The sequence below is a fragment of the Bacillus sp. S3 genome, assembly GCF_005154805.1.
In the GTDB taxonomy this organism is placed as follows: domain Bacteria; phylum Bacillota; class Bacilli; order Bacillales; family Cytobacillaceae; genus Neobacillus.
In genome coordinates this window covers 36,766-51,940 of record NZ_CP039728.1, presented here as the reverse complement: position 1 = coordinate 51,940, position 15,175 = coordinate 36,766, and the positions used below count along the sequence as shown (strand labels likewise).

The 15,175-nt window shown below is 34.2% G+C and carries 12 protein-coding genes and 1 riboswitch; of the genes, 11 read left to right on the top strand and 1 reads right to left on the bottom strand.

Annotated features, from left to right (window positions below):
- The first annotated feature begins 367 nt into the window (after positions 1-367).
- A riboswitch (cyclic di-AMP (ydaO/yuaA leader) is annotated at positions 368-509 on the top strand.
- Positions 510-1,413: 904 nt separating this feature from the next.
- Positions 1,414-2,391, top strand: coding sequence for an NAD(P)H-quinone oxidoreductase (locus FAY30_RS26165; RefSeq protein ID WP_149872920.1), 978 nt, complete (start codon positions 1,414-1,416; stop codon positions 2,389-2,391).
- Positions 2,392-2,611: 220 nt separating this feature from the next.
- On the opposite strand, the gene FAY30_RS26160 is transcribed toward FAY30_RS26165, so the two are convergent.
- Positions 2,612-3,673, bottom strand: coding sequence for an undecaprenyldiphospho-muramoylpentapeptide beta-N-acetylglucosaminyltransferase (locus tag FAY30_RS26160; RefSeq protein WP_149872919.1), 1,062 nt, complete (start codon positions 3,671-3,673; stop codon positions 2,612-2,614).
- A 316-nt stretch (positions 3,674-3,989) separates the two neighbouring features.
- Here FAY30_RS26160 and FAY30_RS26155 point away from each other — a divergent pair, with 316 nt between their 5' ends.
- The 10 genes from FAY30_RS26155 (at position 3,990) to tnpB (ending at position 15,154) form a co-directional block, all read left to right on the top strand.
- Entirely contained in the window at positions 3,990-4,418 is a 429-nt protein-coding gene (locus FAY30_RS26155; protein WP_149872918.1) for a hypothetical protein, read from the top strand.
- Positions 4,419-4,427: 9 nt separating this feature from the next.
- Positions 4,428-4,940 carry a hypothetical protein gene (locus tag FAY30_RS26150; protein WP_149872917.1) on the top strand — a complete coding sequence of 171 codons (513 nt, stop codon included), beginning with the start codon at positions 4,428-4,430 and terminating at the stop codon, positions 4,938-4,940.
- 476 nt (positions 4,941-5,416) lie between these two features.
- Positions 5,417-6,973, top strand: a complete 1,557-nt coding sequence (gene istA / locus FAY30_RS26145; protein WP_149868383.1) for an IS21 family transposase — start codon at positions 5,417-5,419, stop codon at positions 6,971-6,973.
- Positions 6,970-7,713, top strand: a complete 744-nt coding sequence (istB, locus tag FAY30_RS26140; RefSeq protein WP_149868384.1) for an IS21-like element helper ATPase IstB — start codon at positions 6,970-6,972, stop codon at positions 7,711-7,713. The genes istA and istB overlap by 4 nt, the downstream gene beginning before the upstream one ends.
- A 677-nt stretch (positions 7,714-8,390) precedes the next feature.
- Positions 8,391-9,602 carry an MBL fold metallo-hydrolase gene (locus FAY30_RS26135; protein WP_149872916.1) on the top strand — a complete coding sequence of 404 codons (1,212 nt, stop codon included), beginning with the start codon at positions 8,391-8,393 and terminating at the stop codon, positions 9,600-9,602.
- Positions 9,603-9,622: 20 nt separating this feature from the next.
- Positions 9,623-10,948 (top strand): ABC-three component system protein, encoded by a 1,326-nt coding sequence (locus tag FAY30_RS26130; RefSeq protein WP_149872915.1) that lies wholly within the window; start codon positions 9,623-9,625, stop codon positions 10,946-10,948.
- The gene (locus FAY30_RS26125) at positions 10,941-11,498 is read left to right on the top strand and encodes an ABC-three component system middle component 1 (protein ID WP_223821047.1); all 558 of its coding nucleotides are present in this window, start codon (positions 10,941-10,943) and stop codon (positions 11,496-11,498) included. Before FAY30_RS26130 ends, FAY30_RS26125 begins: the two co-directional genes overlap by 8 nt.
- Positions 11,495-14,386 carry an AAA family ATPase gene (locus FAY30_RS26120; RefSeq protein ID WP_149872914.1) on the top strand — a complete coding sequence of 964 codons (2,892 nt, stop codon included), beginning with the start codon at positions 11,495-11,497 and terminating at the stop codon, positions 14,384-14,386. The genes FAY30_RS26125 and FAY30_RS26120 overlap by 4 nt, the downstream gene beginning before the upstream one ends.
- A gap of 223 nt (positions 14,387-14,609) precedes the next feature.
- Positions 14,610-14,804 carry a hypothetical protein gene (locus tag FAY30_RS26115; protein WP_149872886.1) on the top strand — a complete coding sequence of 65 codons (195 nt, stop codon included), beginning with the start codon at positions 14,610-14,612 and terminating at the stop codon, positions 14,802-14,804.
- Complete coding sequence (tnpB, locus tag FAY30_RS26110) at positions 14,801-15,154, top strand: IS66 family insertion sequence element accessory protein TnpB (RefSeq protein WP_223821044.1); 354 nt, start codon at positions 14,801-14,803, stop codon at positions 15,152-15,154. The genes FAY30_RS26115 and tnpB overlap by 4 nt, the downstream gene beginning before the upstream one ends.
- The last annotated feature ends 21 nt before the right edge of the window (positions 15,155-15,175 follow it).

The window sequence follows — 15,175 nt, the reverse complement described above, 5'->3', positions numbered from 1 at the left end:
ATGCATAGGTATACAGGCATCACGAATAGACCTATTCGGATACCTTTGTTATATATATTTATACTTTTTCGAGCATTGGACAGACCATTCTTATATCAATTATTCAAAATATGGCCCAATATAAAAAGACACATTCTTATTAAAGAAATGCGCCGATTGCGGAAGAATCTAATTTCATGAAAAGAAATCAAAGAATATGCCCAAATAACCAATAACCAAAATACAGAGAATTTTTGTAAAAAATAGTGTTTTCACCCTAAAATCTATTAAATATGAATGTATATGGTTTATTTTGAATATATTTTGTACTTTTAAGATGTTTACAAAGGTTTAATGGCTGGCGTAGAATAATCCTCATAAATCACAAATTGAATATCGGCCAAATCTCAGGAAAACTGAGAACAGAGGACCCATTATTTTGGGGTTAATTCTGCAATGTCAGAAGGGATGAGAGACTCTTTCGCCATCCTACCCGTCGGCTAACTTCGTCGGCTAAAGCGAAGGAGGTCATAAGACCATCTTAATTCAGGGGGCTTTTTTGTTGTTTTTGAAGCAAAATTGACAGTGTGCCAGCTGCCATAGCTGTTGCTGAACTAATTTTGGCCTTATGTTCCATTTAAAGAGCAGATAAGTGTATATAGAGTTGAATTTAGGAAATATATATTAGTCATTCTATTAAAAAGAAGGCGTTTTTTTGCATGGACAACACTTTTAAGGGATTGAGTTTATTGAGGTGTAAACAAGATTGTGAACAGTTGCACTTAAAGTAAAAGGTGCGTTACCTGAAGATCCAGCTGCCATTTTGGTGGCTATTTTTATTGAACTAACAGTCAGAATAGCTGAATAAGTTACTTTTGATAAAGCTTCTATACAAAATCGGCAAATAATAGGAAAATTAGGTTGTATTAAAAAAGGCGGTGTTTTTTATTGATAAAAAAGTATTTAGTTTTATATATCCCAGCGGCAATTATTTCAATCATTCTTTTTTTTACTTTACCTCAACATTTAAAATATCTAATAATAATTCCTCCAGGGATAGCTGGGGTAATTTATAACATTTCGTCAACAAGGCGGATAAAGTAATTAGGATTTATTTTCGTTATTGAAGTAACGGGTTAGTGCAAGAAGGATTAACGCTTATATTAAGAATTAACGCTTATTTTTGTGGAAATCCTTCAACAACAGTCAGTTTAGTGGAAGAATCGACTGTTGCTCTTATTAAACAATCGGGCCAGATTGTTGAATAAAAAGAGACGGATTATGAAGAAATTAAAAGGGTTATTTTGGAGTATTAAATTATATAAAAAACAAAGGATAAATAAGGTATGCTTTAAATACTGATAAGCTTCTTTCTTTATTTAATACTTTTTAAAAGTTAATACAGAATCATGTAAATATCACAGGGGGCTCAACATGAAAGCAATCATTGTAAAACAACCAGGCGGTGCAGATCAATTACAAATTACAGAACATGCTAAACCAGACCCAAAGGATGGGGAATTATTAATCAAGGTAAAAGCATCAGCCGTTAACCGAACGGATATTATTAATCGAGAAAATAGTTTGGGATATTTGGACAATCCAATTTTAGGTGTAGAAGTTGCTGGAACTGTTGAAAAAGTAGGCACAGGTTCAGAAATCGAGGTTGGTACGCACGTTATGGGGCTTGTGAATGGTGGCGGTTATGCCGAATACGTTGTAATGCCGGCTGACAGAGCGATGGTGATTCCTGAACAGCTCTCATTTGAGGAAGCTGCTGCTATTCCTGAAGTGTTTTTAACCGCCTATCAAACGTTATTTTGGATTGGGCAATTACGTGCAAATGAAAACGTGCTGATCCACGCTGGCGGGAGTGGAGTCGGAACTGCAGCAATTCAACTTGCGAAGCAAATCGGTCAAGCGAATGTCATAACGACAGCCGGATCGGAAGAGAAGCTTGATTTTTGCCGGTCATTAGGGGCGGATATTTGTATAAACTATAAGGAACAGAACTTTGATGAGGAAATATTGAAGATCACCAAAAATCAGGGGGTTGATTTGATTCTTGATTTCATTGGTGCATCCTATTGGAGTAAGAATCTTTCGAGCATCAAAGTAGATGGACGTTGGGTGTTAATTGGACTTTTAGGAGGGGCAAATATAGAGAACGTTAATTTAATGGATTTATTGTCAAAACGCATTCAGCTGACTGGCACATTGCTTACACCAAGAAGCGATGAATACAAGGCAGCACTGACAACTGAATTTTCCTCCAAAACCCTAGACCTTTTTGCCAATAACAAGCTTCGTCCGATTGTTGATCAAGTTTTTCCTTTTAATCAAATCCAACAAGCACATGAACATATGGAGAACAACAAAAACATCGGAAAGATTATTTTAAAGGTAGATTAATACGAATGAAGAATACTGGTAAAATTTCCGGTTTTTCAGTCTTTCTAGTAGGGGATTTGGACTAAAATTAACTAAGTGAGCTGTAGTGGAATCATATACCTTAGGTAGTTCCATAAACGGACGCATTTATGTATTAAGCAGAGACGCTTTTTAAAGGGGAGTAACAGCTATGCTGTCACTCCTCCTAAAAAGTAGCCGGGGTTTAAAACTATGTTAATGATTACTTTTGAATTTCTTTTATCAAAACAGAAAGCGTGTCACCCATAGGTGAAGACCCCATTGAACTTATAATTTTCCCCCTGCTTTTTTCGAGGTTTTCCAATGATTGAATAAGACTGGTTTTTGTTAATTTTTCTTCTTCCAATGTCAGTGCGTATCCTTTTTTCGTAAAGGATTTTGCGTTTAAAATTTGGTCACCTCTGCTTTGTTTTTTTGTCAGAGGGATAATTAACATGGGGATTTTTAAAGCTAGAAATTCAAAAATGGCGTTCGATCCTCCCCTTGTAACGATCGTGTCTGTTGCAGCAAGGATATCAGGTAATTCTTTGTTTACGTATTCGAATTGCTGGTAACCTGTAATGCTATTTAAACTCTCATCTTTTTGCCCTTTTCCGCATAGATGTACGATTTGGTATTGGGAAGTAAGCCCCTTTAGGGAATCCCTGATTGTTTCGTTAATTTTTTTTGCTCCCAAGCTGCCTCCCATTACAGTTAAAATGGGCTTTTCCTTCTTAAAACCAAGAAACTTTCTTCCTTTCTCCTTGTCACCTAAAAAAATCTCTCTCCTTATTGGAGAACCGATGGCAACCGTTTTATGGGCTGGAAAATGCTTTGCTGCTTCTTCAAAGGAAGTAAAGATTTTTGTAGCAAAACGCTGAGAAATTTTATTGGCCAAACCTGGAGTCAAATCGCTTTCATGTATATATATTGGTATTTTTAGTGAACTGGCAGCAATGATAACTGGAACAGAGACAAAGCCTCCTTTTGAAAAAACAAGTTTAGGTTTTAGTTTTTTCAGAAGCTTTCTTGCTTCCAAAATACCTTTTAATACACGAAACAAATCCTTTACATTTTCTGCATCTATGTAACGCCGGAGTTTCCCACTGCTAATTCCGTAATATGGGATATGCATTGCAGAAATTAGTTCCTTTTCAATTCCTTTTTTCGATCCTATATAATGAATGGTCCATTTTTCTTTTGAAAGTTCATTTATGATGGCGATATTAGGAGTAACATGCCCTGCAGATCCGCCTCCAGTAAATACGATTGATTGTTTATCCATTTAGTACCTACCTAATAATAAGATTTAATACTTTCATTATAATTTATAAAGAGATGCAAGGTAAGGAAAAAACCGGATTGCTGTTTAATAAAATTTATTAAATATGAGCTTCTTGTTTTTCCAGAAACGGGCGCAATTCTGCAGCAAGAATTACGCTCTTTCTTTATGTTAAGGTCCAAATTGTGGAATAAGGTAGGAAATTAAAAGCTGTATCTCGAAATTGTAATTTATGTCAGATAAGGGCCATTTTGCGGAAGAAGGACTTTATCTTCCTTCTTTACGAATTTACATATAATTTTCGGGTGTGGTGAACGAAATGAGGAAGATTTTTATTTTATGTTTACTGTTGTTCTTGGTTTCCTGTCAATCTGTACAAGTAAATGATAGTTCTCATATTACTGAAGAAGAAGTTGTAAGGGCGTTACAAGAGAAAGGTGTTAAATTAGTGGAAGCCGAATTTCCACGAGAAAACATCTTCGGGTCCAAATTAAAAAGCGTGAAGCCTGGAACGTATGAATTAAGTGGAAAACCATTTTCTGTTTATGAATTCGCATCAGAAAATGACCGCAAGAATGGTGCAAAGGAATTTGCCGAAAAGACTGCGGTGATGAATTTGGTCTCTTTTAGTAGGTTTGAAAAGAGAAATATACTGATTTTTTACGTACATGAACAGGATTTAAATTCAGATAGCGTTCTATTTGAAACAGAAATACAAGGAGCATTAGATAGTATCATTGAGGGATAAAAGGGCAGAATGTCAGATTGGTTAAAATCCTTTTCAGAAGATGCTTCCGTTCCGATACTTATATGTGGAATGCCAGAGTCTGTAAATATATTTGAACGAAATGCTCAATTGGATGATAGATTTTCTTTAAGAGAGGAACTGAAGGCATTTGAGTATGAAACAGAAGATGAAAAGTTTTTGTTTAGAAGTTTTATGCATAATTTAGATAAAGCTTTACCATTTTCTAGCCGTTCCCTTCTTTCCGACCAGGTATTATCGGATAAAATATATTATGCGACAATGGGAAAACAACGGCCAATAAAGAAAATTTTGGTGGAAGCCACGCTTATTGCATTAAAATCAGGAAAGGATTCTATTGATGAGATAGACTTACACTTAGCCTACAGTAGAATTAATACATCATCCCGTAAATTTGCTGTAAATCCCTTTATGGATGAAAACTTCTTTCTTCCTGAACATTGGGATAACGAATTGAAAAGGGTTGAAAAGGCTAATAAACAGAAAAAAAAATCTCTAAAATGAGGGGGAAGTAAAGGGTCGATTTCCCCTTTCGTAATCAAGCTGACTAACCAAAATATAACTTAGTACAAAAACTGAACTATTAGCAGATAACCTTCCAATATTATATATGGAAGGTTATTTAGCATACGCATTTTTAATATAAAATGATTTTTTTAAGTTTTATTCAGAGATATGACATACTATTTGGTGGTTTAGTGAAGTGAGCTGCTTTTAGGAATATGAATACATATTAGTGGTTTTACATGGTAGCCACTAAGCGATGAATCATAACGATTTTTAAATATACAGCCAAAAAATATAAATGAATTAATTCACAAAAGCAATTTTTGTATATTGCCACTCAAAAGTGCCACCTCTGCCATTTTTCAGAGCCACTTCTGACAGATTTCAGTGCCACCTCTGCCATAGCCAGTGCCACCTCCTGTATAATGAATTTGCACACTATTGTGCAAATTCATTATACAGGAGGTTTTTTTGTGATCAAATACCGTGAAATTCTGAGATTGAACGACCAAGGTCTCAGTAACCGCAGTATTGCGTCTAGTTGCGGTTGTTCTCGCAATACTGTTAATAATGTGATAAAAAGGGCTGATGAATTACAGGTTTCCTGGCCGCTTAAGGGTGACTTCACTGACACTGACCTTCAGAATGTACTCTATCCGGAAAAAGGTAAGTCGGATTTGAGGAAGCAGCCTGACTGTGAGCACATCCACAAAGAAATGGCCAAAAGTGGTGTTACTCTTTCCCTGTTATGGCATGAGTATTCTGAAGCATGTAGGCAACGGAGGGAAATTCCCTATAGTTACCGCCAGTTTTGCCGCTTCTATCATAATTATGCGACCGTATCCAAGGCAACGATGCGGATTAAGAGGAAGCCAGGAGAAATCATGGAGGTCGATTGGGCCGGCCAAACTGCATTTCTAAAGGATTCCCTTACAGGCGAATCCATTCCTGCGTATGTATTTATAGCTGCACTTCCGTGCAGTCAATATTCTTATGTGGAAGCCTTTGTGTCCATGGACACCGCCAGTTGGATTACCGCTCACCTCCACGCTTTTGACTTTTTCGGTGGAGTTACCCAAATGATTGTCCCTGATAATTTAAAAACAGGGGTTGTTAAAGCATCTTCTACGGATCCAGTCATTAACCGAACATATCAGGAGATGGCGGAACATTATCATACAGCTATCATGCCTGCGAGGGTAAGGCAACCAAAGGACAAAGCGAATGTGGAACGGACTGTGGGGATTATTTCAACCTGGATTATCGCTTCCCTACGGAATGAAACATTCTTTACCCTAAATGAATTGAACAAGGCAATCAAGGAAAAATTGGCTGAGTTCAACCAGAAGGATTTTCAAAAGAAAAGCGGAAGCAGGCAAACTGCCTTCATGGAGGAAGAGAAGTTCGCGCTCCTTCCGTTACCTGGTTCTCCGTACGAGTTGGCAACTTGGAAGAAGGCAACCGTACAATATGATTATCACATAATAGTGGATAAAATGTATTACTCGGTTCCCTATGAATTTATCAAATACGAGGTCGATGTAAGGATAACCCGAAAAATCATAGAAATATTTTATAAGAATTTCAGAATTGCATCCCATATGAGGCTAGAGGGAAAGGATGGGCAGCTCTCTACTATTCCGGAACATATGCCGATTCAGCACAAGCAGTATCTTGATTTCAATCGGGACTATTTCTTGAAATGGGCTGAAGCAGTTGGTCCCAATTCATTGGCGATGGTTAATGCACTTTTAAATTCCTATAAGGTAGAAAAACAGGCATTGAAGTCATGCATGGGGCTGACCAAACTGGCCGATCAATATTCCATTGAACGTCTAGAATCTGCTTGTAAACGGGCATTCTCATATTCGCCAAGGCCTAATCTTAATAGTATTAAAACCATTTTAAAGACCGGACAGGATAAATTGAATACTTCTGCCACTCGAACTACTGATGTTGATAAAGTCGACCAAGACTTTACGCATGGTTTTGTAAGAGGCGCAGCCTACTATGGGAGGAAAGATAAATGACAACCGAAAGCACATTAACCAAATTACACGAAATGCGTTTAAGTGCAATGGCAGAACAATTCCATGAACAACTGCGGAATGAACAGTTCAACGAGCTCCCCTTCGAAGACAGATTCGCTTTGATTGTCGACATCGAATGGTCACGCCGCAAAAACAATAAGCTAGATCGGATCATCAAGGGGGCTAACTTCCGTTATCCCCAAGCCTGCATAGAAGATATTGAGTACCACGCAGACCGGAGGCTCGATAAGACTCAAATCCTTAGGCTTGCATCTGGTGATTATATTCAGGGGAAACACAATTTAATCATCAAAGGTGCATCAGGGAACGGCAAGTCCTATCTTGCCTGCGCGTTTGGAATTGCCGCATGTCGCCAGTTTTACACAGTTAAATATGTCCGTCTTCCCGATTTACTTGAGGAACTGGCTATTGCTCGAGGCGAGGGAAACTATAAGAAAGTAATGAAGGCATATAAGAAAGCGGATCTGCTTATTTTGGATGAATGGCTACTTACTTCCCTTAGGGAAAATGAGGCGCGTGACCTTTTGGAAATAGTAGAATCGCGCCATCAGGTCGCCTCTACTATTTTCTGTTCTCAATTCGATATTCAAGGATGGTATGAAAAGATTGGAGAGGGTACCCTCGCAGATGCCATTCTCGATAGGATTATCCATGATTCATATAATATATTCATAGATGGGGAAACGTCTATGAGGGAAAGACATGGAATAAAAGAATAGACTTCTGACACCACTACCGCAAGGTAGGTTGGGATTCTTTAAAAAAATCCCCCTACCAGTTTAGTTAGGTAGGGGGAATTAAAAATATTGGATAATTATATTTCTCTTAGTGACCGGTTCTCCAGCCTCTAATTCTTTAATTCTATGCCTTAACTCATCTATCTCTTCTAACAGCTGCGCATTTTTAGTTTTCTCATCTATTCCTCTTTCATAAACGGTACCACTTCATCAATAATCCTCTGTTTCGTTTAATGTATTATATCCGGAATTGGTAAGTTGGGCAAAAGGTCATGGCACTCAAGATGGCAAGAGTGGCACTCAATTTTGTCACAGGCGGCACTAAAATTTGGCACTAGTGGCACTTTTTAATGGCAATATACAATTTTTGGTGAATTAAGATTTATAAAATAGGTACAGGGTTTGCCAAAGCAATCTTTTTATAATATTAAACCTTTTTACTAATTTGGTGAATTCTGGGTTTAAATATACTTGTACCCCACATTTGATGGTAGAATATAACTAATATAAGTGGGATATATTTAAGATATTTTTATAATTCCTATTCTCTATTTAAAATATGTTTGCTTTAAACTAATAGCTTAATGTTTAAAACAGAGTTAACTAAATAAGTATTTGTTATATTATTCTTCAAAAATTTATTGATAGAGGTACTTTTTATGAACCAGTTTCAAGTATTTATGTTTGAAGCAGGAAATGGTGATTGTTTTCTAATTAAATGTGTGGGGGAAAGCATCACCAATGTTTTAGTGGATTTTGGATATAGTAACACATATAAAAAACATGTGAAAAATCATTTTAGTAAAATGGATGCCAATAATGAAAAGCTAGATCTAATTATTGTAACACATATTGATCAAGACCATATTAGTGGTGGAATTCGTTTTTTTGAGGAAAATGGAGTTGCGTCTTCTCCGAATATTATTAATGTAGGAGAGGTTTGGCATAATAGTTATAGACATTTAGAAATGGTAGAGACCGATAAAAAATTAACGGAAAAAGAAAGACTTCATATAAATAGAAATTCAATAGTAGTAGAGAAAAATCGTACAAGTAATCCAACTGATACAAGTGGTAAGCAGGGTTCTCGTCTTGCTGCCAATTTATATCATTATGGATACAAATGGAATTATAGTTTTAATAATCATGCTATTTCTTTCAAAGGAGAAGAACCAATTTGGATAAATGATAGTGTAAAAGTTACCGTTCTTGGTCCAACTTTAGGTGAATTGGAAAACTTAAAAAAAATTTGGAAAAAAGAACTTAAAATTAAGTTCCCAACAATTGAATTGAATGGTGATGTTATTTTTGATGATGCTATTGAGTGCATTTCGTTGATGAAACGACCCAATAATCTTTTTAGCTCAGTAAAAGATACATCTATAGTAAATAATCCTGAAAAACTAGCGAAAACAATATTTCAGGAGGATCAAGATGAAATAAATGCAAGCTCTATAACATGTGTAATTGAATTTATGAACAAGAGAATATTACTATTAGGTGATTCTATATCGTCCCATGTAGAGGCACAATTAAAAAAAATATATAAAGAAACAGAACTTCCTATAATTTTTGACGCCATTAAAGTATCTCATCATGGGAGTGCAAGAAATACTAGAAATGAATTGCTAAATATTATAGATTCTGAACATTACTTTATTTCAACTAATGGAAGTATACATGGTCATCCGGATATTGAAACCATCGCAAAAATAATAGTACGTCCATACAGAGGTTTTACTAGAAATTTATATTTTACAAATAAAATATCTGAAATTGAAGTTTTTGAAAATGAAGAGTGGCAAAAAAAATATGAATTTAGAACACATTATAGAAATCTATCGGAAGATTTCTTGCAAATCAATTTGTAATTAGAAAGGTGTATATTTAGATGGAATATATAAAAAAAGCAATAGCACGCTTAGAGGGAAATAATAGTGAGATAGCAACCGCTTTTCTAATTTCAGAAGAATATATGTTGACTTCGAAACATACCTTTATAGCAGCAGATATAGATGCCTTCAAGATTATCTTTCCATATTATAAAAGTGAAAAAGAATATACTATTGATGAGATTTTTTTTGAGCAAGATACAGATGTTGATTATCTGGCAAATGATATAGCAATTATAAAGTTAAATGAACCTATTTTTGATATACAGCCTTTGCCTTTAAATTTTCCAGAAATAACAATCGATGAAAAGTGGGAATCATATGGTTTTCCAGGCACAAATAGACCCGTTGGCGAACGATTTACTGGAACGATTAATGATATTTTAATAGATAGATATGATCAAAAATATGATATTAATCTAAATTGTGAAGTGCCTAAAATTATTGATGCTCAGTATGGTATAGCCGGGGCTTCAGGTTCTCCTATAATTAATAATGGGAAAGTATTTGCAGTTTTTAGCAATGAAGGAAAAGGAGCCATTGTTGGTGCGTGTAGCCTCAAAAGGTCAAAAGATTTTATATTATCTTTAATACCTAACTTAAAAATTGATTTAATAGAATCACCACTTCAAAGATCTATCAAAAAAGCTGTAGAAAATACAGAAATGTTTATAGAGGGATTCTCCGATGATTTACAAATATTCCTTAGAACCGAATTATATACAATCCAGCAAGAATTTCTAAGTAACCTTGAGGAGATTCAATTTTTCCTGAAAGATTCAAAGTATCCTGTAGCAAATGAAAAAACTATGCTGGATGGAATAGAGGCTACACTTGAAATCATACTTATGATCAGAAGTATGTATGGGAACATTAAGATTTTAATAGAGGATGATTTTGCCAACCTCAGAGTGACATCAGGTAAAGATTTTAATATGAGTTTTGTATACGCTCAGGAAAGAAATCAAATAATGCCAGAAATACTTCTGAAAATGCATAATAAAATGATAAATAAATCTGCAGCACAAATACTCATTGAACTTGATAAGCCAATCCCACCGAATCCAATTATTTTTGATAATTGTAGTAGTAGCTTTAGACATAACCTATGTAAATCATGTGGACAGCCTTTTAAATTTGAAGGGATTCTTAAGACCTATATAGAGAGCGAAGACGATGGTTTAATTAAAGGTATAGAAAATAATAGTTTTTCATTATTAAATAAAGCAAAAATAGTTTGTGGAGAATGTGTTCGTAAAGTACGAGATCAAGTGGAGAACACAGAGGGATTAAAAAGAATGGTGGTTGAAAAAGTTTATGGATGATAAGGTTATTGAATATTTTCGTAACAAGGATACTTTTATCGAATTAAAAAATATAGAACTTGATTTGCTGGAGGTTGTTTTTTGTTCACCACAACAAATATTTGGAATTGCTAGATTCAAAGATGAAGAAAGTTTAAGACGTGATTGGGAAAAAGTCAGTCATGAATTTGCTGTTAGAGTTCAGAGTCAATTGGTGGCATCATTATATAATTTAAAATGGGACATGTATTTGATTTTAGTCATTCAGAATAGTATTAAAGATATAGAGCTATGCAAGCAAATTGAAAATGACCGTATGTATTTTAAAAAAATTGTAATATCAAGTGACTTAAAAGAATTCCAAAGAAAACTTCCTATTGAGCTTGAATTAAAAAATTCAGATCAACTAGAAGTTTTTTCTGATAATCAATTCTTAGAAGAATTAAGAAAAATAATACCTCTGGAATTAGCAAATCGGTTGGACATATTGCTCTACGAGAAATATTCTATTGAGGAAGCAAATGCAAAGATTTTTTTAGACCCGTATAGAGATAGAGGAGTAGACGAATGAGAATTACATCGTTAACTTTACAAGCCTTTAGAGGATTTAATAATAAAGAGGAATTTTCATTTGAAAGTGTAGATATTATTATTTTATATGGTCCAAATGGTCATGGGAAATCGTCTATTTATGATGCGATCGAATGGGGATTAACAGGTGGAATATATCGCTTTGAAGAAGCATCACCTGAACGGAAAAGGACTCGATTCATTAGAAATTTACATGCAGATAGTACTGTTAAATCATTTGTGAAGATAGGAATCATTTTATCAAATGAAGAACGGTATTTTATTGAGCGTGAATGTACTGCGTCTCCAACAGATCGAACAGATTACGGAAAATATAAATTGAAAATTTTTGATGAAAATGACCATTTATACAAGAAGGACAATGAAGCAGAAGAGACTTTAAAAAGCTGGCTTATTCATGAAGAATGGTTGCCTAAAATAAGTTCTCCGACAACAATGTTAAGCTTGACTCATATTCTATCCCAAGAAAAAATTGCTGAATTTCTAAGAGGAATGCAAGAAAGAGATAGATACGATAAAATTTCTACAATTTTTGGTACAGATAATTTTGATAAGTATCGAGAAGGGTTCAGGATTGTAAGAAATACTTTGAATTCCGGATTAGACAGTCTAAAGGTTAGAATTAAAGAAAAGATCTTGCTTAAAGAAAAAATATATAAAGAGGTAAAGGAATTAGAATCAAAAGTTGAAGTAAATCAGGATTCAGACTTTAATGCTGAACTAGAGAACTATATAACAATATATCCTGAAAGTATAATATATAAAGATGATTTAGGAAAACTCTTAAGCTTTATAATATCCAATATACACAAAAATAAGATAGAGCAAGAAGAGTTACAAAGAGAATATCAGGTTTTGAAAGAAATCAAAGAAGAGCTGCCTAACTTATCATATATCCGTAATGTTCATAAGGATGTAATACGAGAAAATGTACTGTTACAACGCTTTAAAAAAGTTTCATTAACAAAATTAAAGATTGATCAATTATTAAATACTGAAAAAATTGTTACCCAAGACAAGGAAATGCTTATATCATTAATCTCTTCGCAGAAAGAATCTATATTAAGGGTAGATTCATTATTAGATAAGAAGAGTAATTTGCAAAAGCTTAATGACTCTATTTATTTGCACCTTGATAACTTCTCATGGAAAAATGGAATTAGTTTTCTGTCTGAATTGAAATTGGATATGACCGAAGAAAATTTACAAATTTTAAGCTCTGCTTTTAAATGTTTGAATGATGAATTTCAGTTTATTGAGGGAAGGAATTCTAATAAGCAAGACCTATTAGTCCAATCGAAATCATTAGAAGAATCTATAGAAAAAATAATGAGTACCGATAAATTGTATAATATATTTTTATCCTCGTTAAATGAATATATCCTGGTTCTTTCTGAAGAGGTAAACAGTTGTCCTGCCTGTGGGACTGAAGGAGTTAAAAAGAAAGATATACTAGACAATGTTTATAGGCAACAATTGAAGATAAACGAGAATTTGCCTAGTTTAGAGAAGTTGCAATTTGATGCACAATCCAAGATGAAAATCATTGAAGAGGAGATTCATGGTGCAAATAATCGAATTAACGAATCTAGGAAAAAAATAGAAGATGTAGTATTAGAAATTAACAATTCTATAAAAACTCTTAATATTAAAATTTCTACTGAGAAAGAAAATCAAAAAACTCTACAACAAAAGATTGATTCAATCCAAATAAGATTAAATCAATTTGAAAATGATTGTAACCTTTTAGGTATAAATATTGAAGATAATATTAAAGGAAAATTAGAAATTAAAAATCAAGCATTATTAGATGAATTAATTGAAATTAATGATGTGAGATTATCAGAGTTTAAGTCAGGTAATTTTTTGCCTCAAGATTTAAGGGTGGAAAAATTTACACTGTCTGAAATAGATGACTATGAGCATACGTTACGACAATTAATTGATATACAGGAGACAGAAATAAATAGGGTCAATCGTCTTGCTATGTTATCAGGAAGAATTAGTATCGATATAAAAACTGGAGATTTGAAAGAAATAGAAGATAGTATAGCAGAAGAAATTAAAGTGCTAAATGAGAAGTTAAATAAGTTTTCTGAGTTAGAAAACTCCAGTCTTAAACTTCAGGGTTTGATAGAATTGAATTCTGAGAAGATGAGGTTAATAAAAGCCCAGAAAGATTTAGAAGGAATGAAAAATGAAATCGTAAAACTAGAAAATCAAGAAACAAAAATGAATAGTGATTTAGCTAATCTATTGACTTTAATGAATAAGTCTACTGAAGCGTTATCAAATTTAAATGAGAAGGTATTTGAAAATTTAAAGGAAACAATTCAAACGATATTCGAGCAGATTAATTCCCACCCAATATTTACAAAATTAGACTTAACAATGGATCAATACCGTAATAATAATTGCTTAACTATTAATGTTTATAAAGATAATAGTGAGAATGAAATAAAAGCAAATGCTCCTTATGTTTTTAGTTCAGCTCAAGTGAATAGTATTGCTCTTTCTTTGTTTTTGGCAATGTCATTAAAGCAAAAGTGGTCACCATTACAATTAATTGGTATGGATGATCCAATTCAAAGCATGGATGAAGTTAATGTAATCTCCTTTATCGATTTAATGAGATTATTTGTAGACAAACATAAAAAGCAAATTATTATTTCTACTCATGACCAGAGCTTTTATAAATTAATATTAAAAAAATTTAGGTATTATAATATATCTACAGTTGAGTATGAAGTATATGGAGATAAAGGCCCTACTCTAAAAATACCGCCCGTTCAAAACAATAAGATAGAGAGAGAATTAAGTTATGAACGTGCAAAGGATGCTCTTATTCGACTAGACATGAAAGATTAATTGTAAAATTAATAGTACTAAAATCCAGAAGAACGCGATTGAACTATCAATAGTTTAATCGCGTTCTTTTACTTTAGGTTCATATGATTTTAACGCCAAATACTTGGACCTTTGAAACCATCAAACATTGGTAATTTGTAAGCCCGTATTCAAACAACGCATATAAAAACAGCAGCACCTCCTGGTATGATCAACGTATCAATTTAAGGAGGTGCTTTTTCATATGCCGCAGCAAAAACTCACAATCGTCCCCGTTACATTACATTCCGAAAACAAAAATACTTCTGCACCAAATCCAGTAGTGATTTCTCCAAATCCTACTTGCACGATCAAAACCGGCAACGCCGAAATCTCCTTCTTCAACGGCGTAGATGAGCACATCATCCAAACGGTTATGAGGGAGTTGAAAAATCCGTGAAACACGATTTTACTAGCGTAAAAAATATTTACATCATTTGCGGTAAAACTGATATGAGAAAAGGTATTGACGGACTAGCCACATTAATTCAAGATTCCTTTGAATTGGATCCATACGGGGATTCCATTTTCTTGTTTTCAGGATGGAGTAAAGATCGCTATAAATGCTTATATTTCGACGGTGATGGCTTCGCCATGCTATATAAACGTTTGGATAACGGAAAACTCCAATGGCCAAAGGATGAAAACGAAGTACGGAATCTCTCTCAAAAGGAGCTCAGGTGGCTCCTCGAGGGGTTATCTATCCAGCAGCCAAAGGCGATTCAGCAGTCACCAAAAGGTGCCTTCTAAATTCGTTAAAGCCCTTCATTT